Below are 20,678 nucleotides of genomic sequence, written 5' to 3' on the forward strand. Positions count from 1 at the left end.
CCGGAATGTTGAACATATGAACACCTCCGATACGATCTTCGCGCTGTCGAGCGGCGGCTTGCCCTCCGGTGTCGCCGTGATCCGCCTCAGCGGCCCCGCGAGCGCCCAGGCGATCCAGTCTTTGTGTGGGCGTATTCCGCCGGAGCGGCGGGCATCGCTGCAATCGATTCGGAACCGCAACGGCGAAAAACTAGATGATGGCCTCATCTTGTTTTTCCCAGCACCAAACTCATTCACCGGGGAAGATTGCGCCGAGCTCCAGATTCACGGCGGACGCGCGACCGTAAAAGCCATTCTGGCCGCTTTGGCGGGCATGGAAGGCTTACGGGCCGCCGAAGCCGGCGAATTCTCCCGCCGCGCATTCTTGAATGGCCGCATGGACTTGGTCGAGGTCGAGGGCCTTGCCGACCTGATCGCCGCCGAAACCGAAATGCAACGCCGCCTCGCCGCCGAACAGGCGTCCGGGGGCCTCTCCAGACTCTACGATTCGTGGGCGAAACGTCTGACGCATGCGCGCGCGATGATCGAAGCCGAACTGGATTTCGCTGACGAGGACGACGTCCCCGGGTCTGTCGCAAATCAAATCTGGCACGACATGCAGAAACTCGATCAAGAAATCCTTAACCATCTTGCAGAAGCCCGAACTGGAGAAATCGTGCGAGACGGACTAAAAGTCGTCATCGTCGGCGCGCCAAATGCCGGAAAGTCGAGCCTGCTGAACTACCTGGCAAAACGAGACGTCGCGATTGTCACTGACGTACCGGGAACCACACGCGACGTCCTGCACGTCGATCTCGATCTTGCAGGCTTTGCCGTACGATTCTACGACACCGCCGGCTTGCGTGAAACCGATGACATTGTGGAACGAGAAGGCATTCGCCGGACGCAGCTTTCGATGGCCGAAGCTCATCTGGTCCTTTTATTGTCTGCGGCGCACAAACCGGATTGGCATGAATTTGTTCAAGGCTATGACGTACCCATTATCCGCGTCCAGACAAAGGCTGACTCGCGAGATGCTTCTTGGCCAAAATCCGATGCCGATGTTATTATCTCCGTACGGACAGGTGAAGGCATACCAGAACTACTGGATCTCCTCAGTCGGCATCTGCCGGATCTTGAGGCCGGCGCTGCTCTAGCACTTCCGACCCGACAGAGGCACGCGCTAAACCTCACCATGGCTCGGGAGCAGGTACAACTCGCTTTGGGTGCTGGGGGATCGGGTTTGGACGTGCAAGCGGAGTATCTTCGCTTGGCAGGACAAGCTCTCGGTCGCGTAACAGGGCGTGTCGATGTAGAAAATCTACTCGACGTCATTTTCTTAGAATTTTGCATAGGCAAATGATTCACGTGAAACAGCACAACGTACACGAGTCGCTTTGAGCGTTTCACGTGAAACAGGTAGGTCCAACATGACAATGATAAAGAACTATGATGTTGTCGTGGTCGGCGGCGGCCATGCGGGTGTCGAAGCTGCCGCAGCGGCTGCCCGCGCCGGCGCCAAGACGGCTTTGGTCACACACAAGGCGGCGACGATCGGCGTCATGTCCTGCAACCCGGCGATTGGTGGTCTCGGAAAAGGCCACCTCGTTCGCGAGGTGGATGCCCTGGATGGCTTAATGGGGCGAGTGGCAGACCGCTCCGGCATCCAGTTTCGCTTGTTGAACCGGCGCAAAGGCCCGGCAGTCCGCGGTCCTCGAACTCAGGCCGACCGAAAACTCTACCGCGAGGCCATGCAGGCCGAAATCGCGGCGATATCTGGCTTGGACGTGATCGAAGGCGATGCCTTCGATCTCGAAATCAAGAATGGTACGATCGGTGCCGTAGTGATGAAGGACGGCCGCCACCTTGGCTGTAGCGCGGTTGTTATCACCACTGGCACGTTCTTGCGGGGCCTCATTCATATCGGCAACGAAAAGATTCCGGCCGGCCGCGTGGGCGAAGAACCGTCACTTGGACTCTCTGCGACGTTTGAACGTTTCGGATTCAAGTTGGCGCGTCTGAAGACCGGCACGCCGGCTCGGCTTGACGGCCGCACCATTGATTGGAATGCCGTAGGGCGCCAAGCGGCGGACGAAGATCCTGTGCCGTTCTCCTTAATGACGGATCGTATTACTACGCCGCAGATTGAATGCGGCGTGACGAGAACCACGCCAGCGACCCACCGTATTATCGAGGAAAACATCGGCAAATCCGCCATGTATTCCGGTCAGATCGAAGGCGTCGGTCCCCGCTACTGCCCATCGATCGAAGACAAGATCGTCAAATTCGGCGAACGCGACGGCCACCAGATTTTCCTGGAGCCCGAAGGTCTCGACGACGACACCGTCTATCCCAATGGCATTTCCACATCCCTCCCAGCCGACGTGCAGGATGCCTTTATTCGCACGATCCCGGGCCTGGAACGGGTTACGATCCTGCAACCGGGTTATGCGATCGAATATGATCACGTTGACCCCCGCGAATTGTCGGCCACGCTGGAAGTCAAGCGGCAACCCGGTCTCTTCCTGGCGGGTCAGATCAACGGAACGACCGGCTATGAAGAAGCCGCGGCACAAGGGCTTGTCGCCGGCTTGAATGCTGCGCGATGCGCTTCGGGTATAGACGGCCACATCTTCAGCCGAACCGAAAGTTATATCGGCGTTATGCTCGACGATCTCACCTCGCGCGGTGTTACCGAGCCCTACCGTATGTTCACCTCACGCGCGGAATATCGTCTTTCTCTGCGCGCCGACAACGCGGATGTTCGTCTGACCCCCGTTGGTTTAAATTTGGGTATTGTAGGCACCGAAAGAGAGCAACGGTTTAGCCAATGGTCCGAAGATATGGGATTGGCTCGCGAGCAGCTCCACGATCTCAAATTGTCGCCGAATGAGGCGTCGGGTCACGGCTTGAAGATAAATCAGGACGGTGTGCGTCGCAACGCCTATGAGCTACTCGCCTATCCTGATATCTATTACGCGCGGCTTGCCGCGGTGTGGCCTGAGCTCGGGCGCTTTTCGCCGCGCATTCGGGACGCCATCGAGATTGAAGCAGCCTATGCCGTCTATATGAACCGTCAGGAAACAGACATTGCGGAGGCGCGACGCGAGGAAGGACGGATAATTCCGGACGATTTCGATTTCAGCACTTTGCCTGGCCTTTCCATCGAACTGCGGCAGAAGCTGGCGGTGGCGAAGCCTTCGAATCTCGCTCAGGCCGCACGTGTTGACGGTATGACGCCTGCAGGGCTTACCCTTTTGCTCGCCTATCTTAAACGCCTCCCTGCACCGGTCCAACGAGTTGCACACCCATGAACCGTCTGCCGTCGGAACTGAATGGTCTGAATGTTTCACGTGAAACTGTGGACAGGTTGAACGCCTTTGTTGTGCTTTTCCAGAAGTGGGCGAAGGCCATCAATCTGGTTGCGCCATCCACGCTTTCAGAGGTGTGGAGCCGCCATATTGTCGATAGCGTGCAGATCTATTCCCTTTGCCCCGGCCCTCGAACCTGGGTCGACCTTGGGAGTGGAGGGGGCTTTCCGGGGATCGTTACCGGCATTATGCTCGCTGGTTCAGGGAATGGCTGGGTTCATCTCGTCGAGAGCAACAACAAGAAGGCCGCTTTCCTGCGCACCGCCATCCTGGAGACCGGCGCCCGTGCATCCGTCCACGCGATTCGCATCGAGGACGCGTCGGCGGCGATTGCGCATTGTGATGCCATCTCTGCTCGCGCTCTTGCCGACCTCGACCTGTTGATGGATTTCGGACTGCCATGGGCGGAGCGGAATGCCGATTTACGTTTTTTTCTTCACAAAGGCCGGGATTACCAGCGGGAGATCGATAAAGCGCTTGGTCGGTGGAGATTCGATCTGGTAAAACATGCCAGCATTGTCGAGCCGGATTCCGTTGTGCTCGAACTTTCGAAGCTCTCGCGAACAATTTAGTGATCGGCGGATGTCCATGGCAGGCGAAAAGAACCGAATCATTACCATTGCAAACCAGAAAGGTGGCGTCGGCAAAACGACGACCGCAATCAATCTGGCGACCGCGCTGGCCGCGATTGGCGAGCGCGTGTTGATCGTCGACCTGGATCCCCAGGGCAATGCCAGCACAGGTCTCGGTATTGATCGTCGGAACCGCGAGTTTTCCTCCTACGATCTTTTGATCGGCAGCCACGGTGTTGCCGAGACGGTCTTGCAGACGGCCGTGCCGAACCTCTCGATTATTCCGTCGACCATGGACCTGCTCGGCGTCGAAATGGAAATCGCGCAGCAAAATGATCGGGTTTTCCGTCTGAAGCGCGCGTTGGCCTCCGATGAGGCGCTGTCTTACTCTTACGTGCTCGTCGATTGCCCGCCGTCCTTCAATCTCCTGACGATGAACGCCCTTGCTGCCGCGCATTCCGTTCTGGTGCCGCTGCAATGCGAGTTTTTTGCGCTGGAGGGTCTCAGCCAGTTGCTTGAGACGGTGGATCAGGTACGCCGCACGATCAATCCGCGCCTGGATATCCAGGGCATCGTGCTCACCATGTTCGACTCGCGCAACAATCTGGCGCAACAGGTCGTCAACGACGTGCGCACGCATCTCGGCGAGAAGGTCTATCACACGCTCATTCCGCGGAATGTGCGGGTCTCCGAAGCGCCGTCCTATGGCAAGCCGGCGATCCTCTACGACCTCAAATGCGCCGGAAGCCAGGCCTATCTTCAGCTTGCTTCCGAGGTGATCCAGCGTGAGAGGCAGCGTAAGGCGGCCTGAATTCAGTATCCGTGAGTAGAACCGATGAATGATGACAACTCAAAGCGGCGTCTCGGCCGCGGCCTTGCAGCCCTGATCGGCGAAATGGACCAGCTTCCGGCCGCCGATGTCGGCGCACGCCCGGCGCTCAATCCGGACCGGGAAGTGCCGATCGAATTCGTTGGTCGCAACCCGCGCAACCCGCGGCGTTATTTCGACGAGTCGGAGCTGCAGGACCTGGCGTCGTCCATTCGGCAGCACGGTATCGTGCAGCCGGTCGTCGTGCGCACCATTGCCGACAACCGGTTTGAGATCATCGCTGGGGAACGACGCTGGCGGGCGGCGCAGCTCGCCGGGCTGATCGAGATCCCGGTCATCATTCGTGACGTGGACGACCGTACGGCGCTGGAAATCGCAATCGTGGAAAACGTCCAGCGTTCGGATCTCAATCCGCTGGAAGAGGCGATGGGCTATGAGCTCCTGATCGCCGACCACGGTTACACGCAGAACGATCTCGGCGAAATCATCGGCAAGAGCCGTAGCCACGTGGCAAACAGCCTTCGCTTGCTGAAGCTGCCGGAGCCGGTGCGTGAAATGCTCGCCTCCGGCACGCTTTCCGCCGGTCATGCGCGCGCGCTCATCCCGACGTCGGATCCGATTGCGCTGGCCAAGGCGGTCGTCGCGAAGGGCATGTCGGTGCGCGATGCGGAGCGGCTTGCCCAGAACGATATCAAGGCGCAGACCGATCCCAACCATGGCCAGAACGCGCGTAAGGATGAGAAGGATGCCGATACGCTCGCCTTGGAGCGCACGCTGTCCGACGTTCTCGGTCTCGATGTATCCGTGAACCACAAGGGCAGCGGCGGCCATCTGCGCATCGCCTACAAGACGCTGGAACAGCTTGAGGAAATCTGCCGGCTTCTGGAACGGCGCTAAAATTCCTTAGCCGGATTCAGCGCCGAGCCGATTGAAGGACGGTTGCCAGCATGGTCTGCATGGCGATCGTATCTTCCAATGCCGGGCGTTGCCGGCTTTGCAGGATGGCGGCTTGCAGGCGCTGGGTTTCACGGCGGATTGCGGGGCCGGCCCAGGTTTTCAGCGCATTTTCGATGATCGGCTTGCGCCGGAAATGAAGATGGCGGCCGAGTGTCGCCATGGCCTGCGCTGCGGGCGCGCGTTTTTCATCCATTTCGGCACGCATCAGCTCCAGAAGCTGGAATTGTCTGAGGCAGCCTTGCAGGACGAGGAAGATCGGTGTCTTGGAGGAGACGATCTTCTGGATGGCGTGCATGAAACCGTCGCGGTCACCCTTGAGGATCGCATCTATGGCGTCGTCCGTCGAAATCGCGCTGGCGTCGCCGACAATGTCCTCGACATCCTGTTCCTCGATCAGCTCCTTGCCGCGGCAATAGAGGGCGAGCTTGCGCACTTCATTGCGCGAGGCCAGCCGGTCGCCGCCGATCGTTTCCACCAGGCGTTCCCGGGCAGCGGGGGAGATCCGCAGGCCTTCGGTGGCGAGTTCCTGGTCGATGAGGGCCTGCAAGGCGCGTCCGTCGTCGGCGTAACAGGCGATGGCGGCGGCCTGGCTGCTCGTTTCGGCTGCCTTGCGCAGCGCAGCGCCCTTCTTCAGGTCGCCGGCCTCGATGATGAGGGTCGAAGGGCAGGTGGGCATGCCGGCGAGGATTTCGAGCGCGTCGGCAAGGCCTTTTTCGCTGCCGGCATTGCGGATCCAGACGAGACGATCGCCGCCGAAGAGGCCGATGGCGTTCATCTCATCAATCAGGCGGCCGGGCTGGTTGCCGATTTCACTCGCGTCGAGTTTCACGACGGAGAAAGCGTCCGCAAGGTCGACACCGCTGTTGGCGGCGAGTGCCGCGGCGCGCTCGGAAACCAGGCCGCGGTCGGGACCGTAGATGAGGAAAAGCCCCACAGGCAGCGGCTTCCGCTTCAGGAAACCATCGAATTCGTGCGACTTGACCTCTGCCATAGCCGGCTCAGCGACGGCCGAGAGCGGAAGCGACGTCTGCGCGGATCAGCTCTGCCAGTTCGCGTGCGGCGCGGTTTTCCGCATCTCGCACGGCGCGCAGCTTTGCGAATTCCTGTACCGGGAAGTCGACCAGCGCGACGGACGAACGTTTGCCGGAGGCCAGCGTTTCGCCGGAGTCGGTCTTCACGAGGTTATAGTCTGCCGCGACGACGATGCGGCCCGCGCGGGGAATATCGTCGGCAACGTCGATGAGCACGCCGATGTTGCGCACGGTGACGTTCATTTCGAGGTGATAGATCGCGTTCTGCGGCTCGCCGGCACCACCGGCGAGGAGGAAGATCAGGTCGTTGCGAACCTTCTGTTCCACGCGGTCGTTCGCTTCCGAAATCGACACGGAGGCGAGTTTGCCTTCCGTGCCGCTTCCCGTGGAATAGAGCGGCCGCACCTGGCAGCCGGCGAGCGCGCCGAGGATGGCGAGGCCGGCAAGCGCCTTGGCAAACCGCGAGAGGCCGGTTCCGTCAGACAACAACATTCACGATCCTCTGCGGTACGACGATGATCTTCTTGGGGCGTTGGCCGGCGAGCGCGGCCTGGACGGCTTCGAGCGCCAGCACGGCCGCTTCGACCGCACTCTGGTCCGCATCGCGGGCGATTGTCAAATCCGCGCGCTTCTTGCCGTTGATCTGCACCGGCAGCGTGACCTCGTTGTCGGCGACCAGGCTGTCCTGGTAGGCCGGCCAGCCGGATGTGGCAACGAGGCCGGCCCCGCCGATCTCGCGCCAGCATTCTTCCGCGAGATGCGGGGTCATGGGCGCGACGATGCGGATCAGGATGCCGACGGCCTCGCACAGCGCGGACGCGAGCTCGGTCGAGGCCTTGCCGGCGGCAGCGGTTGCCAGCGGGGCGGCAAGCGCGTTGACGAATTCGTAGATGCGCGCGACCGCCTTGTTGAAGGCGAGCTTGTCGTAGTCGGCCTGCACGGCCTTCAGCGTCTTGTGTGCGATCTGCGAGACGGCGAGCGCATCGCCCTCTGTGCCCGGACGGCTTTCGGCGGTTTTCAGGGCGACGGCAGCTTCCGACACCAGGCGCCAGACGCGCTGGACGAAGCGGTGTGCGCCTTCGACGCCGGCTTCCGACCAGATGACGTCGCGGTCCGGCGGGGAATCGGAGAGCACGAAGAAGCGGGCGGTATCGGCGCCGTAGGAGGCGATGATATCGTCCGGGTCGACGACGTTCTTCTTCGACTTCGACATTTTCTCGATCGAGCCGATGGCGATTTCTTCGCCGGATTCGAGGTGCAGGGCGCGGCGCTTGCCGTCCAGTTCCTCGATGCGGATTTCGGCGGGCGTCACCCATTCGCGCTTGGCGCCCTCGCCACGGCTATAGGTCTCGTGCACGACCATGCCCTGGGTGAAGAGGCCCTTGAAGGGCTCCTTGACGTCGAGATGGCCCGAGACCTGCATGGCGCGGGTGAAGAAGCGCGAATAGAGCAGGTGCAGGATCGCGTGCTCGATGCCGCCGATATATTGATCGACCGGCAGCCAGGCATTGGCAGCGGCCGGATCGGTCGGGTTGTTTTCCCAGGGCGCGGTGAAGCGGGCGAAATACCAGGACGAATCGACGAAGGTGTCCATCGTGTCCGTCTCGCGCCGCGCGTCCTTGCCGCAATGCGGGCAGGCGACGTGGCGCCAGGTCGGGTGCCGGTCGAGCGGGTTGCCGGGCTTGTCGAAGGTGACGTCGTCCGGCAGCTTCACCGGCAGGTCGGCCTTGGGCACGGGAACCACGCCGCAATCGTCGCAATGGATGACCGGGATCGGGCAGCCCCAGTAGCGCTGGCGCGAAATGCCCCAGTCGCGCAGGCGGAAATTCACCTTGCGCTCGCCCTGCGGCGCATTGCCGAGGGTCGCGGCCGACAGGCGGTTCGCCACGGTCTCGAAGGCATCTTCGGTGCTGAGACCATCGAGGAAGCGGGAATTGATCATCACGCCATCGCCGACATAGGCCTCGTCGCCGATCGCGAAGCTCGCAGCGTCGGCATCCCTCGGCATGACGACGGGCACGACCGGCAGGTCGTATTTATGGGCGAAGTCGAGGTCGCGCTGGTCGCCGGAGGGGCAACCGAAGATGGCGCCCGTGCCGTAGTCCATCAGCACGAAGTTCGCGACATAGACCGGCAGTTCCCAGCTGGCGTCGAAGGGATGGCGAACGCGGATGCCCGTGTCCATGCCCTTCTTCTCGGCGGTTTCAAGGGCGGCCAGCGAGGTGCCGGCGCGGCGGCATTCCTCGCAGAAGGCCATGATCTCGGGGTTCTGTGCGGCGGCATCCTTGGCCAGCGGATGGTCGGCGGAGATCGCCAGGAACGAGGCGCCAAACAGCGTGTCGGGACGCGTCGTGTAGACGGTGACGTCCTTTTCGCCCGTGAGGCCGGCGCTTTCGGCGATCTCCCAGCGGATCAGCATGCCTTCCGAGCGGCCGATCCAGTTCTTCTGCATCAGCCGGACCTTTTCCGGCCACTGGTCGAGCGTGTCCAGCGAATCGAGCAGGTCCTGGCTGAAATCCGTGATGCGGAAGAACCACTGGGTGAGTTCGCGCTGTTCGACCAGCGCGCCGGACCGCCAGCCGCGGCCGTCGATCACCTGTTCGTTGGCGAGAACCGTGTGGTCGACCGGGTCCCAGTTCACCTTGGACTGCTTGCGGTAGACCAGGCCCTTTTCCAGGAAATCCAGGAAGAGGTGCTGTTGGCGCTGGTAATATTCGACGTCGCAGGTCGCGAATTCGCGCGACCAGTCCAGCGACAGGCCCATGGATTTCAGCTGCCCGCGCATCGTCGCGATGTTTTCGTAGGTCCAGCCCTTGGGATGCACCTTGTTCTGCATGGCGGCGTTTTCGGCGGGCATGCCGAAGGCGTCCCAGCCCATCGGGTGCAGCACGTTGAAGCCGCGGGCACGCTTGTAGCGGGCAACCACGTCGCCCATGGCGTAGTTGCGCACATGGCCCATGTGGATGCGGCCCGACGGATAGGGGAACATCTCAAGCACGTAATACTTTTCGCGCGGATCGTCGTTCTTGGTCAGAAAGACGTTTTCTTCGTTCCATTTTGCCTGCCAGCGGGGTTCGGCATCGCGCGGATTGTAACGTTCGGTGGCCATGTCTTTGATGTTCCGGAAGTCTTTTGGGAGTCTTGGAGGGCGGTTCGCCCATGCGAATATAGTGGCGAGACCTTCATCATGAAACCGCCGAAGCGTCAAGTTTTGTGGGCTCCGCGGGGCTGTGTCGCATCGCCCGCGGCTTGGCAAGCGGCGCCATTTTGGCTAGGTCCGGAGCATGATGCCGAAGGGAGAATGACCATGGACCTGCAGGACCGTCTCGAAGACGTTCGCAACCGGATGCGCAAGGCAGCCAGCGAGGCCGGCCGGGAGCCGCAGGCGGTGACGCTGGTCGCGGTCTCGAAGACCTTTGATGCGGACGCCATCCGTCCGGCCATTGAGGCCGGCGAGCGGGTTTTTGGCGAGAACCGCGTGCAGGAAGCCGAGGGCAAGTGGCCGGGTCTTCGCGCGGAAACGCCAGATATCGAACTGCACCTCATCGGTCCGCTGCAATCCAATAAGACGGCCGAGGCCGTGGCGCTGTTCGACGTCATCGAGACGATCGACCGTGAGAAGATCGCCCGCACCATCGCCGCCGAAATGGCGCGGCAGGGACGCAGTGTGCGGCTCTATGTTCAGGTCAATACGGGCCTTGAGCCGCAGAAGGCCGGTATTGCGCCGGACGATACGGTTGCCTTCGTTGCCCTCTGCCGCGACGAACTCGGCCTTTCGATCGAGGGACTGATGTGCATTCCGCCGGCAGACGAATATCCCGGGCCGCATTTCGCGCTGCTGGCGAAACTCGCCGAACGCTGCGGTCTCGAAAAGCTCTCGATGGGCATGTCGGGCGATTATGACGTTGCCATCGGCCTCGGCGCAACGAGCGTGCGTGTCGGCTCGGCGATCTTCGGGACGCGCTGACCGCGCCTCCGGTTTGACGAAGCGCAAGACGGCGGCCTTGCCGTCTCAGGCTTTCGTCTGGCTTTGCGCATCGCGCGCCCTTCCCTATTCTCTCCCAAGGAGAAACCGGCCGTTTCGCGGTCGGGTGGGAGGAAACGATGCCGAAAACTTATGCCGAAACCTACCGAGCCTGGAAGGACGACCACAGGACGCATTGGACGGAGGCCGCGCGGGCGATCGACTGGTTCACGGAGCCGGTAGAAATTTTCGATGGCGCCCAGGGCGTCTATGGGCGTTGGTTTCCGGATGCCGTGGGCAACACCTGTCACAATTGCGTCGACCGGCATGTGGCCGCGGGACGCGGCGACCAGGCGGCGCTGATCTACGATAGTCCGGTGACGGGCCGCAAGGCACGCTACAGCTATGCCGACCTGCTCGCGCAGGTGAATGCCATGGCAGCGGTGCTGGCCGATCATGGTGTCGTAAAGGGCGACCGGGTCATTCTCTACATGCCGATGATCCCGGAGGCGATTTTCGCGATGCTCGCCTGCGCGCGCATCGGGGCGATCCATTCGGTGGTCTTCGGCGGTTTTGCCGCAAGCGAGCTGGCGGCGCGCATCGATGATTCCACCGCGAAACTCGTCGTCACCGCAAGCTGCGGCGTGGAGCCGAACCGGGTGGTCGCCTACAAGCCGCTGCTCGATACGGCGGTCGCGTTGGCGCGGCACAAGCCGGACCATTGCCTCGTGCTGCAACGGCCGGAGCTGGCCGCGGAGCTTCACGACGCGCGCGATGTCGATCTCGGAGCGGCGCTGGAGGCTGCGCGGGCTGCGGGACGGGAAATCCCCTGCGCGGCGCTCGCCGCGACCGATCCGCTCTATATCCTCTACACATCCGGCACGACCGGCCAGCCCAAGGGCGTCATCCGCGACAATGGCGGGCATATGGTGGCGCTCGCCTGGACGATGCGCGCGCTTTACGGCGTGGAGCCGGGTGAAGTCTATTGGGCGGCGTCCGATATCGGCTGGGTCGTCGGCCATTCCTACATCGTCTATGCGCCGCTTCTGAACGGCAGCACGACGGTGCTGTACGAGGGCAAACCGGTCGGCACGCCGGATGCCGGGGCCTTCTGGCGGGTGGTGGAGGAGTACAAGGTCTCCGTGCTCTTCACCGCGCCGACGGCGTTCCGCGCGATCCGCAAGGAGGATCCGGAGGGACTGCTGGTGAAACGGCATGACCTCTCCAGCCTGCGGGCGCTGTTCCTGGCGGGCGAGCGCGCCGATCCGGAGACGATCCGTTGGGCGGAAGCCGTGCTCGGCGTGCCGGTCGTGGATCACTGGTGGCAGACGGAGACGGGCTGGGCGATCGTCGGCAACCCGCTCGGCCTCGACCGGCTGCCCGTGAAACACGGCTCGCCCACCGTGCCGATGCCGGGCTACGAGCTGCATGTGCTGGACGATGCGGGCCACGAGGTGGCGTCGGGCACGCTCGGCAACATCGCCATCAAGCTCCCCCTGCCCCCGGGCTGCCTGCCGACCTTCTGGAATGCCGACGAGCGGTTCCACACCACCTGCCTTGCCGAGTTCCCCGGCTATTACAAGACCGCCGATGCCGGCTATGTGGACGAGGACGGCTACGTCTTCATCATGTCGCGCACCGACGACATCATCAACGTCGCCGGCCACCGTCTTTCGACCGGGGCGATGGAAGAAGTCTGCGCCAGCCATCCGGATGTCGCCGAATGCGCGGTGATCGGTGTCGCCGATGCGGTGAAGGGCCAGTTGCCGGCGGGCTTCCTGGTTTTGAAGAGCGGTGTTTCACGTGAATCATCGCTGGTGGAGCAGGAGGTGATCGCGCTGGTGCGCGAGCGCATCGGCCCGGTCGCCGCCTTCAAGACGGCGCTCTGCGTGAAACGGCTGCCGAAAACGCGTTCGGGAAAAATCCTGCGCGGCACCATGCAGAAGATCGCCGACAAGCAGGACTGGAAGATGCCCGCGACGATCGACGATCCGGCCATTCTCGACGAGATCGCCGAGGCGCTGTCGACGCGCCGGATCGGCTAGGGATTCCGGCGACCACATACCTCTCCTCCGTCATGGTCGGGCTTGACCCGACCATCCAGCACGTCGAGCAAGCCGGTGGATCCTCGGGTCGAGCCCGAGGATGACGTTGTGGGGCTGGTAGGTTCCCAAATAAAAAACCGGCCGCTTTGGGCGACCGGTTTATGATCCACGATGAAGCGGCGCTTAGAAGCGCTCGTCTTCGTCCTCGTCCGGCGTTGCCGACTTCAGCGACTTGAGCTTGGCGAAGACGGCATCGGCGTCGATTTCCTTCTCCTCTTCCACATCGGTGCTGTAGGGCAGCTTTTCCGTTTCGCGGGCGGCTTCCAGCGTTGCGCCGAGTTCGGCGGCGGTCGGCAGCGGTCGGCCCTTCGAGGCGCGTTCGACTTCGAGGTCGAGGTCGATCTGCGAGCACAGGCCCAGTGTTACCGGGTCCATCGGCGCGAGGTTGGCGGAGTTCCAGTGGGTGCGTTCGCGGATCTGCTCGATCGTCGACTTGGTCGTGCCGACGAGACGCGAGATCTGCGCATCCTTCAGTTCCGGATGGTTGCGCACGAGCCAGAGAATGGCGTTCGGGCGGTCCTGGCGCTTGGAGACCGGCGTGTAACGCGGGCCCTTTCGCTTGGATTCCGGCACGCGGACCTTCGGTTCGGAAAGCTTCAGCTTGTGATAGGGGTTGCCTTCTGCACGCGCGATCTCCTCGCGGGAAAGCTGGCCGGTGGAGATCGGGTCGAGACCCTTGATGCCCTGGGCCGATTCGCCATCGGCGATCGCCTTCACTTCAAGCGGATGCAGTTTGCAGAATGTGGCGATCTGGTCGAACGACAGCGCCGTGTTGTCGACCAGCCAGACCGCGGTCGCCTTTGGCATGAGGAGCTGCTGAGCCATGCATATAGTCCTTCTGTCCGTCCGCGCCGGTGTCGCGGGTCGTGGGGTAGTTAACCACTATGTTCCGGGAATTCGGCCCTCTATAACGCCACTGTCGCAGAAATGCAATTCTTCAAGAGACAAATGACCTTTGTCTAATTGCCCGGGTGATTTGACCTGATATGTATGGCGCAGGAGGTGCGGGGCCGAAGGAGAATGCGGCTTCCCGCGCATGCGCAGTCAAGGGAGGCATGAATGTCCGCAAAGACCTATCCGGTCCTGAAATCCGCGAAAAACCGTGCGTTGATCGACAACGATACCTATCAGAAATGGTATCGCGAGAGCGTCGAGAACCCGGAGCGCTTCTGGGACAAACACGGCATGCGGATCGACTGGTTCAAGCCCTATACCAAGGTCAAGAACACATCCTTCAACGGCAAGGTCCCGATCAAGTGGTTCGAGGACGGCATCACCAACGTCTCCTACAATTGCATCGATCGTCACCTCAAGGCGCATGGCGACGACGTCGCCATCATCTGGGAAGGCGACAATCCCTATATCGACAAGAAGATCACCTATAACGAACTCTACGAGCACGTCTGCCGCATGGCGAACGTGATGAAGAAACACGGCGTCAAGAAGGGCGACCGCGTCACCATCTACATGCCGATGATCCCGGAAGCGGCCTATGCGATGCTCGCCTGCGCGCGCATCGGCGCCATCCATTCCGTGGTGTTCGGCGGCTTCTCGCCGGATGCGCTGGCCGGCCGCATCGTTGACTGCGAATCGACCTTCGTCGTCACCTGCGACGAGGGCGTGCGCGGCGGCAAGCCGATCCCGCTCAAGGAAAACACCGATACGGCGATCGACATCGCCGCCAAGCAGCACGTCATCGTCAACAAGGTTCTCGTCGTGCGCCGCACCGGCGGCAAGACCGGCTGGGCGCCCGGCCGCGACATCTGGCACCATCAGGAAGTGCTGACCGTGCCGCGCGATTGTCCGCCGGCAAAGATGAAGGCGGAAGATCCGCTCTTTATCCTCTATACGTCGGGCTCCACCGGCAAGCCGAAGGGCGTGCTGCACACCACCGCCGGCTACCTCGTCTATGCCTCGATGACGCACAAATACGTCTTCGATTATCAGGACGGCGACGTCTACTGGTGCACCGCCGATGTCGGCTGGGTCACCGGCCATTCCTATATCGTCTACGGCCCGCTGGCGAACCGCGCGACCACGCTGATGTTCGAAGGCGTACCGAACTTTCCGGATGCCGGCCGCTTCTGGGAAGTGGTCGACAAGCACAAGGTCAACATCTTCTACACCGCGCCCACGGCCATCCGCGCCCTGATGGGCGCCGGCGATGCCTTCGTGAAACGCTCGTCGCGCTCATCGATCCGCCTGCTCGGCTCGGTCGGCGAACCCATCAACCCCGAAGCCTGGGAATGGTATTACAACGTCGTCGGCGAAGGCCGTTCGCCGATCGTCGATACCTGGTGGCAGACGGAGACCGGCGGCATCCTGATCACCCCGCTGCCGGGCGCGACGGACCTGAAGCCCGGCTCCGCGACGCGTCCCTTCTTCGGCATCAAGCCGGAGCTCGTCGACAATGAGGGCAATGTGCTGGAAGGTCCCGCGGACGGCAATCTCTGCATCACCGATAGCTGGCCGGGCCAGATGCGCAGCGTCTACGGCGATCACAAGCGCTTCGTCGAAACCTATTTCGCGACCTACAAGGGCAAATATTTCACGGGTGACGGCTGCCGCCGCGACGAGGACGGTTATTACTGGATCACCGGCCGCGTCGACGACGTGCTCAACATTTCCGGCCACCGCCTCGGCACGGCGGAAATCGAATCGGCCCTTGTCTCGCACCATCTGGTCTCGGAAGCCGCCGTCGTCGGCTATCCGCACAGCCTCAAGGGCCAGGGCATCTATTGCTACGTCTCGTTGATGGCCGGCGAAGAGGGCAACGATGCGCTGCGCCAGGACCTCGTCAAGCATGTGCGCAAGGAGATCGGTCCGATCGCGACTCCGGACAAGATCCAGTTCGCGCCCGGCCTGCCGAAGACCCGCTCGGGCAAGATCATGCGCCGCATCCTGCGCAAGATCGCCGAGGACGATTTCGGTTCGCTCGGCGACACCTCGACGCTCGCCGATCCGGCCGTCGTGGACGACCTGATCGCCAACCGGCAGAACAAGGCCGCCGGCTGAACGAACCAACCGGCATGAAACAAAACGGCGGCCTCAGGCCGCCGTTTTCGTTGAATGGTTGTTTGCAGGAAAATTGTCTCCTCCCCTCTTCCGTCATCCTCGGGCTTGACCCGAGGATCCATGCGGCGGGTGGGGTGCATGGTCGGGTCAAGCCCGACCATGGCGAGGGAGAGGTAGCTGGCTCCGGTGAGAGCCACATTATCCTGAGCCGGATTCTACCTCTCAAAAATCGATCGCTCTGCCCTTGATTTCCCAGTCGCCGAAGCGCGCCGGGTCGGCGCCGCCGCGGCCTCCGATTTCGGGAGCGGGCTCGGCGGTTTTCTCGGCCTTGCGCCGTTCCTCGGCTTCCTGGAGGGCGCGCTGGGCTGCGGGCGGAAGCACTTTGCGGCCGTCCGAATGATTGTCGTTGTCGTTCTGCATGAAAATCGGCATCCTTCCCGGATATTGAAGAATTCCTGTTCGCTTACCATCATATAGAAGCGTGACGACGCTGTGGAAAGCGTTGATTCACGTGAAACACTCCCTTGACAACAGGGGAAGAGCAACCGGGCCAAGAGACCCAACAGGAGCCGTAACCGTATGAACATCGTTCGCACAGCCATGCTTCTCGCCTTCATGACGGCGCTTTTCATGGGCGTGGGCCTGCTCATCGGCGGCAAGGGCGGCATGATGATCGCGCTTCTCGTCGCGATCGCCATGAATTTTTTCTCCTACTGGAATTCCGACCGCATGGTTCTGTCCATGTACGGGGCGAAGGAGGTCGATGAGCGCTCCGCGCCGGAATATTACGGCATCGTGCGCGACCTCGCCAAGCGGGCGGGCCTGCCGATGCCGCGCGTCTTCGTCATCAATAGCGACCAGCCGAACGCCTTCGCCACCGGTCGCAACCCGCAGAATGCCGCCGTCGCCGCTTCCACCGGCCTTCTCCAGGCGCTGAGCTACGAGGAGGTGGCGGGCGTGATGGCGCACGAACTGGCGCATATCCAGAACCGCGACACGCTGACCATGACGCTGACGGCGACCATTGCCGGCGCGATCTCCATGCTCGCCAACTTCGCCATGTTCTTCGGCGGCGGCAACCGGGAGAACAACAATCCGCTCGGCTTCATCGGTGTGCTGATCGCGATGATCGTCGCGCCCTTCGCCGCCATGCTGGTGCAGATGGCGATCAGCCGGACGCGCGAATATTCGGCCGACAAGCGCGGCGCGGAGATCTGCGGCAACCCGCTGTGGCTTTCCTCTGCGCTGAAGAAGATCGCCGTCGCGGCGGGCCGTGTGCCGAATGATGATGCCGAGCGCAATCCCGCGACCGCGCATATGTTCATCATCAATCCGCTGTCGGGCGAGCGCATGGACAACCTGTTTTCGACCCATCCGAACACGGAAAACCGCATCGCCGCGCTCGAGGAAATGGCCCGCGGCATGCAAGCGCGCTCGACGGAGCCGGTCCGGGCTGATAATCCCGTCCGCAAATCGCGCTCCGTTCCGACGACGGGCTGGGGACGCGGTGGTTCCGAACCACCCAAAGGTCCCTGGTCTTGAACGACGACAGAACGAAACACAGAGCGCATCCGAAACGCAATGCCGGCGGCCGCGGGCCGAAGGCGCCCGAGGTGGATGCGGGCTACCCGGAAAAGCCGGGCCTGCGCGCCCGCCAGGCCGCCGCCAAGATTCTTGCCGCCGTGGTGGACCGCAGGACGCCGCTCGACGGTATGCTCGACTTCGAAAACGGCAATCCGGCCTACCGTCAGCTCAACGATGCCGATCGCGCCCTGGTCCGCGCCATCCTCAACACGGCGCTGCGCCACCTGCCGCGTATCGATGCCATCATGGACACGCTGGTCGGCACGCCCTTGCCGGAGGGTGCGCGTGCGCTGCACCATGTGTTGACGGTCGCCGCCGCGCAGATCCTCTATCTCGACGTGCCGGATCATTCCGCCGTTGATCTCGCGGTTGAGCAGGCCCAGATCGACCCGCGCAACCGCCGCTTCGCCAGCCTCACCAACGCCGTGCTGCGGCGCCTGGCACGCGAAAAGGCCTCGCATCTGACGGCGACCCGCACGGTCCCGGTCATTCCGCCCTGGTTCCATGAGCGTCTCGTCGCCATCTACGGCCGCGAGCACACCGCGCGCATCAACGATGCGCTGCTCGAAGCCTCCACCATCGACCTCACTGTCAAATCCGATCCGGACGGCTGGGCCGCGCGGTTTGGCGGCCTCGTGCTGCCCACCGGCTCCGTCCGCCTGCCCGTCGCCTCGGGCGCCATCCCGGCGCTGGAAGGTTTCGAGGCGGGCGAATGGTGGGTGCAGGATGCGGCGGCCAGCCTGCCCGCAAAACTCTTCCGCGACCTTGCCGGCAAGCGTGTCGCCGATCTTTGCGCCGCGCCGGGCGGCAAGACCGCGCAGCTTGCCGCGGCGGGTGCCGTGGTGACGGCGCTCGACCAGTCCGCCAACCGCCTGAAGCGGCTCGCCGGCAATCTGGAGCGTCTCGGTCTTTCCGCCACCGTGGTGGAAGCCAATATGGCGGACTATCGGCCGGACGAACTGTTCGACGCCGTGCTGCTCGACGCGCCCTGCTCCTCGACCGGCACGATCCGCCGCCATCCCGATGTGCTCTGGACCAAGGGTCCGGAGGATATCGAAAAGCTTGCCCGGTTGCAGGAGCGCCTGCTGCGCCATGCGCTGACGCTGGTGAAGCCCGGCGGGGAACTGGTGTTTTCCAATTGCTCGCTCGATCCGATCGAGGGCGAGGAGATGATCACCCGCGTTCTCGCCGACAATCCGGCCTGGCGCATCGATCCTGTCGATGCCGCCGATTGGCCGGGCCTGGAAGCGGCGATTTCCCCCCGCGGCGAATTCCGCACCACGCCCGCCATGCTGCCCGCGACGGACACGCGTGCCGGCGGCGTGGACGGATTTTACGCCGTACGGCTCAGCCATGGCGGCTAAAGCAATTCCAGCAAAAGTGGGCAGCGGTTTTGCGTCCGGAATTGCGGGAAAACGCTCTAAGCTGGAAAAATCGACCCGAAATGCTTCCGAAGTCATCAACAGCCCATCAGCAGTCGATGAATTGACGCCGCTTGCCTCCTCAGCCTACCTATAGGTTCAGGAGGCATTCGTTAACCATGCAGCTTTCCGACAGGCAGCGGCTACTCTATCTGTATATGCGTGAGGGTTGGCGCCGTTTCTCGCGCAGGCTTGCCTTGGGACGAATCAGCGCCATGCGCTTTTCCGGCGGCACGCCGGACCGGCTGATCGTTGCGCCGACGGACCTGCATCCGGCCGATCTCTTTGCCGGCGAAGAAATCGTCGGCGGGCGCTTTCCGCTCGCCGGGCGCATTCTCGAATGCGAGGGCGAATCACCCTTCGCGCTGGAGCTTCCCTCGGAAGAATTCGCCGTCCGCCTGCATTCCTTCGGCTGGCTGCGCCATATGCGCCTGGTCGATCCGGAAAAGGCGGCGCTGACGGCCCGCTTCATCGTCGACGACTGGTTGCAGAGCCACGGGCGCTACATCGGCGGGTTGGCCTGGCGGCCCGATGTCGCCGCACAGCGCATCATCGCCTGGCTGTCCCATTCGCCGGTCGTGCTGAAGGATGCCGATTACCCATTCTATCGCCGCTTCCTGAAGAGCCTTGCCTTCCAGGTGCGCTACCTTCGCCACGTCGCCGATACGACGCGCGACGGCGAGCCGCGGCTTCGGGTGCGCATCGCGCTCGCCATGGCCTCCATCGCCATGCCGGCCTCCCCCTCACGCATGCGCAAGGCGGCGCGCCATCTCGACGAGGAGCTCGACCGGCAGATCCTTCCCGATGGCGGCCATTGCTCGCGCAATCCGCGGGCAGCGCTCGACGTGCTGCTCGACCTGCTGCCGCTGCGCCAGACCTATGTCAATCTCGGCCACGACATGCCGGCGCAGCTCATTCCCTCCATCGACCGAATCTATCCCGCGCTGCGCTTCTTCCGCCACCAGGGCGGCGAACTCGCGCTCTTCAACGGCGCGACCTATACGCTGGCGCACGAGCTGATGTCGGCGCTGCGTTACGACGAGACCGGCGGGGCGCCCTTCAAGGCGCTGCCGTCGAGCAATTACGATCGCCTGGCGGTAAAGGAGACGGTCGTGCTGATGGATACCGGCGTGCCGCGCTCGGTCGATCTCTCGGCCACGGCCGCTGCTGGCGCGCTGTCCCTGGAAATGTCGTCGGGGAAGAACCGCTTCATCGTCAATTCCGGCCGGCCGCGGTTTGCCGGCGAGGCGCTGCGGCAGTTGTCGCGCACCACGGCGGCCCATTCGGTCGCGACGCTCAACGACACGTCTTCCGCACGCATCTCCACCTCGCGCTTCATCGGGCCGATCGTCGTCGGCGGTATTTCCAAGGTCGATGTGTCGCGCGCGGAGCGCCAGTCCGGCGCCGACAGCGTGACGGCGACGCATGACGGCTACCTCAAGCGCTTCGGCCTGCTCTATGAGCGCGACATCCTCGTCGCGGCGACGGGCAGTGAGATTCGCGGCCGCGAACGTTTCTACAAGCCGAGCGACCCGGATGGCGCCATCGAGAAGGGCACGGCGGTGGTGCGTTTCCACATCCACCCGACCATCCAGCTCTACCGGGTCTCCGCCAACGAGACGCGGCTCATAGCGGTGGATGGCGAGGCCTGGGCGCTGACCTGCGTCGACGTGCCGGTGGAAGAGGAGGAGGACGTGTTTTTCGCCGATCCTTCCGGCGTGCGCGCCTCGCGCCAGCTGACGCTCACCATGCCGCTGGCCAGGATGGCGGAAATTCAATGGTCGCTGGCGCGACAACGCTGAGAGGTCAGGACGTTTCGCGGTTTTCTCGCGGGCGCGGCTGTGATAACG

At 62.8% G+C, this 20,678-nt stretch carries 16 protein-coding genes; 11 read left to right on the forward strand and 5 right to left on the reverse strand.

Annotation, left to right across the window (positions count from 1 at the left end):
• The first annotated feature begins 16 nt into the window (after positions 1 to 16).
• The 5 genes from mnmE to AC1RWL_RS16605 all read left to right on the forward strand — a co-directional run bounded on the left by mnmE (position 17) and on the right by AC1RWL_RS16605 (position 5,648).
• The gene (gene mnmE, locus AC1RWL_RS16585; RefSeq protein WP_493095572.1) at positions 17 to 1,342 is read left to right on the forward strand and encodes a tRNA uridine-5-carboxymethylaminomethyl(34) synthesis GTPase MnmE; all 1,326 of its coding nucleotides are present in this window, start codon (positions 17 to 19) and stop codon (positions 1,340 to 1,342) included.
• Positions 1,343 to 1,418: 76 nt separating this feature from the next.
• A complete protein-coding gene (mnmG, locus tag AC1RWL_RS16590) occupies positions 1,419 to 3,293 on the forward strand; it encodes a tRNA uridine-5-carboxymethylaminomethyl(34) synthesis enzyme MnmG (protein ID WP_493095629.1) in 1,875 nt (624 codons plus the stop codon).
• Positions 3,290 to 3,922: a 16S rRNA (guanine(527)-N(7))-methyltransferase RsmG gene (gene rsmG, locus AC1RWL_RS16595; protein ID WP_493095571.1), complete on the forward strand. Its 633-nt coding sequence runs from the start codon at positions 3,290 to 3,292 to the stop codon at positions 3,920 to 3,922. The genes mnmG and rsmG overlap by 4 nt, the downstream gene beginning before the upstream one ends.
• Before the next feature lie 16 nt (positions 3,923 to 3,938).
• Positions 3,939 to 4,733 (forward strand): ParA family protein, encoded by a 795-nt coding sequence (locus tag AC1RWL_RS16600; RefSeq protein ID WP_435268971.1) that lies wholly within the window; start codon positions 3,939 to 3,941, stop codon positions 4,731 to 4,733.
• A gap of 24 nt (positions 4,734 to 4,757) precedes the next feature.
• A complete protein-coding gene (locus AC1RWL_RS16605) occupies positions 4,758 to 5,648 on the forward strand; it encodes a ParB/RepB/Spo0J family partition protein (protein ID WP_492648666.1) in 891 nt (296 codons plus the stop codon).
• Between the two features lie 16 nt (positions 5,649 to 5,664).
• On the opposite strand, the gene holA is transcribed toward AC1RWL_RS16605, so the two are convergent.
• From holA to leuS, 3 genes are read right to left on the reverse strand one after another with little or no spacing between them, the layout of a single operon-like run.
• Positions 5,665 to 6,699, reverse strand: coding sequence for a DNA polymerase III subunit delta (gene holA / locus AC1RWL_RS16610; RefSeq protein WP_493095570.1), 1,035 nt, complete (start codon positions 6,697 to 6,699; stop codon positions 5,665 to 5,667).
• A gap of 7 nt (positions 6,700 to 6,706) precedes the next feature.
• Positions 6,707 to 7,231: an LPS assembly lipoprotein LptE gene (gene lptE, locus AC1RWL_RS16615; RefSeq protein WP_493095569.1), complete on the reverse strand. Its 525-nt coding sequence runs from the start codon at positions 7,229 to 7,231 to the stop codon at positions 6,707 to 6,709.
• Positions 7,218 to 9,848, reverse strand: a complete 2,631-nt coding sequence (gene leuS / locus AC1RWL_RS16620) for a leucine--tRNA ligase (protein ID WP_493095568.1) — start codon at positions 9,846 to 9,848, stop codon at positions 7,218 to 7,220. The genes lptE and leuS overlap by 14 nt, the downstream gene beginning before the upstream one ends.
• Before the next feature lie 198 nt (positions 9,849 to 10,046).
• Between leuS and AC1RWL_RS16625 the strand changes: the two genes are divergently transcribed.
• Together AC1RWL_RS16625 and AC1RWL_RS16630 are read left to right on the forward strand one after the other, a co-directional pair.
• On the forward strand, positions 10,047 to 10,706 hold the full coding sequence (locus AC1RWL_RS16625; RefSeq protein ID WP_493095567.1) for a YggS family pyridoxal phosphate-dependent enzyme: 660 nt from the start codon (positions 10,047 to 10,049) through the stop codon (positions 10,704 to 10,706).
• A gap of 137 nt (positions 10,707 to 10,843) precedes the next feature.
• Positions 10,844 to 12,748 (forward strand): propionyl-CoA synthetase, encoded by a 1,905-nt coding sequence (locus tag AC1RWL_RS16630; RefSeq protein ID WP_493095566.1) that lies wholly within the window; start codon positions 10,844 to 10,846, stop codon positions 12,746 to 12,748.
• Positions 12,749 to 12,931: 183 nt separating this feature from the next.
• Here the strand turns inward: AC1RWL_RS16630 and AC1RWL_RS16635 are convergent, their stop codons facing one another.
• Positions 12,932 to 13,633 (reverse strand): DUF1013 domain-containing protein, encoded by a 702-nt coding sequence (locus AC1RWL_RS16635; protein ID WP_256120473.1) that lies wholly within the window; start codon positions 13,631 to 13,633, stop codon positions 12,932 to 12,934.
• Between the two features lie 234 nt (positions 13,634 to 13,867).
• Between AC1RWL_RS16635 and acs the strand changes: the two genes are divergently transcribed.
• Entirely contained in the window at positions 13,868 to 15,823 is a 1,956-nt protein-coding gene (gene acs / locus AC1RWL_RS16640) for an acetate--CoA ligase (RefSeq protein ID WP_439618597.1), read from the forward strand.
• Between the two features lie 222 nt (positions 15,824 to 16,045).
• Here the strand turns inward: acs and AC1RWL_RS16645 are convergent, their stop codons facing one another.
• Positions 16,046 to 16,243, reverse strand: coding sequence for a DUF1674 domain-containing protein (locus AC1RWL_RS16645; RefSeq protein WP_256120475.1), 198 nt, complete (start codon positions 16,241 to 16,243; stop codon positions 16,046 to 16,048).
• Between the two features lie 159 nt (positions 16,244 to 16,402).
• On the opposite strand from AC1RWL_RS16645, the gene htpX reads away from it, so the two are divergent.
• From htpX to AC1RWL_RS16660, 3 genes are all read left to right on the forward strand, one after another.
• The gene (gene htpX / locus AC1RWL_RS16650; protein ID WP_256120476.1) at positions 16,403 to 17,365 is read left to right on the forward strand and encodes a zinc metalloprotease HtpX; all 963 of its coding nucleotides are present in this window, start codon (positions 16,403 to 16,405) and stop codon (positions 17,363 to 17,365) included.
• Positions 17,362 to 18,771: an RsmB/NOP family class I SAM-dependent RNA methyltransferase gene (locus AC1RWL_RS16655; protein WP_493095565.1), complete on the forward strand. Its 1,410-nt coding sequence runs from the start codon at positions 17,362 to 17,364 to the stop codon at positions 18,769 to 18,771. Before htpX ends, AC1RWL_RS16655 begins: the two co-directional genes overlap by 4 nt.
• 176 nt (positions 18,772 to 18,947) lie before the next feature.
• On the forward strand, positions 18,948 to 20,630 hold the full coding sequence (locus AC1RWL_RS16660; RefSeq protein ID WP_493095564.1) for a heparinase II/III family protein: 1,683 nt from the start codon (positions 18,948 to 18,950) through the stop codon (positions 20,628 to 20,630).
• Positions 20,631 to 20,678 lie beyond the last annotated feature (48 nt).

The sequence above is a fragment of the Shinella sp. GW821-FHT10F02 genome (genome assembly GCF_058809275.1).

Bases quoted from the DNA above. Each gene is read 5' to 3' on its own strand.
- rsmG (WP_493095571.1), top strand. From the start codon at position 3,290: ATGAACCGTCTGCCGTCGGAACTGAATGGTCTGAATGTTTCACGTGAA.
- AC1RWL_RS16660 (WP_493095564.1), top strand. From the start codon at position 18,948: ATGCAGCTTTCCGACAGGCAGCGGCTACTCTATCTGTATATGCGTGAG.
- AC1RWL_RS16625 (WP_493095567.1), top strand. From the start codon at position 10,047: ATGGACCTGCAGGACCGTCTCGAAGACGTTCGCAACCGGATGCGCAAG.
- AC1RWL_RS16605 (WP_492648666.1), top strand. From the start codon at position 4,758: ATGAATGATGACAACTCAAAGCGGCGTCTCGGCCGCGGCCTTGCAGCC.
- htpX (WP_256120476.1), top strand. From the start codon at position 16,403: ATGAACATCGTTCGCACAGCCATGCTTCTCGCCTTCATGACGGCGCTT.
- mnmE (WP_493095572.1), top strand. From the start codon at position 17: ATGAACACCTCCGATACGATCTTCGCGCTGTCGAGCGGCGGCTTGCCC.
- leuS (WP_493095568.1), bottom strand. From the start codon at position 9,848: ATGGCCACCGAACGTTACAATCCGCGCGATGCCGAACCCCGCTGGCAG.
- AC1RWL_RS16630 (WP_493095566.1), top strand. From the start codon at position 10,844: ATGCCGAAAACTTATGCCGAAACCTACCGAGCCTGGAAGGACGACCAC.
- AC1RWL_RS16645 (WP_256120475.1), bottom strand. From the start codon at position 16,243: ATGCAGAACGACAACGACAATCATTCGGACGGCCGCAAAGTGCTTCCG.
- acs (WP_439618597.1), top strand. From the start codon at position 13,868: ATGTCCGCAAAGACCTATCCGGTCCTGAAATCCGCGAAAAACCGTGCG.
- AC1RWL_RS16600 (WP_435268971.1), top strand. From the start codon at position 3,939: ATGGCAGGCGAAAAGAACCGAATCATTACCATTGCAAACCAGAAAGGT.
- lptE (WP_493095569.1), bottom strand. From the start codon at position 7,231: ATGTTGTTGTCTGACGGAACCGGCCTCTCGCGGTTTGCCAAGGCGCTT.
- AC1RWL_RS16635 (WP_256120473.1), bottom strand. From the start codon at position 13,633: ATGGCTCAGCAGCTCCTCATGCCAAAGGCGACCGCGGTCTGGCTGGTC.
- holA (WP_493095570.1), bottom strand. From the start codon at position 6,699: ATGGCAGAGGTCAAGTCGCACGAATTCGATGGTTTCCTGAAGCGGAAG.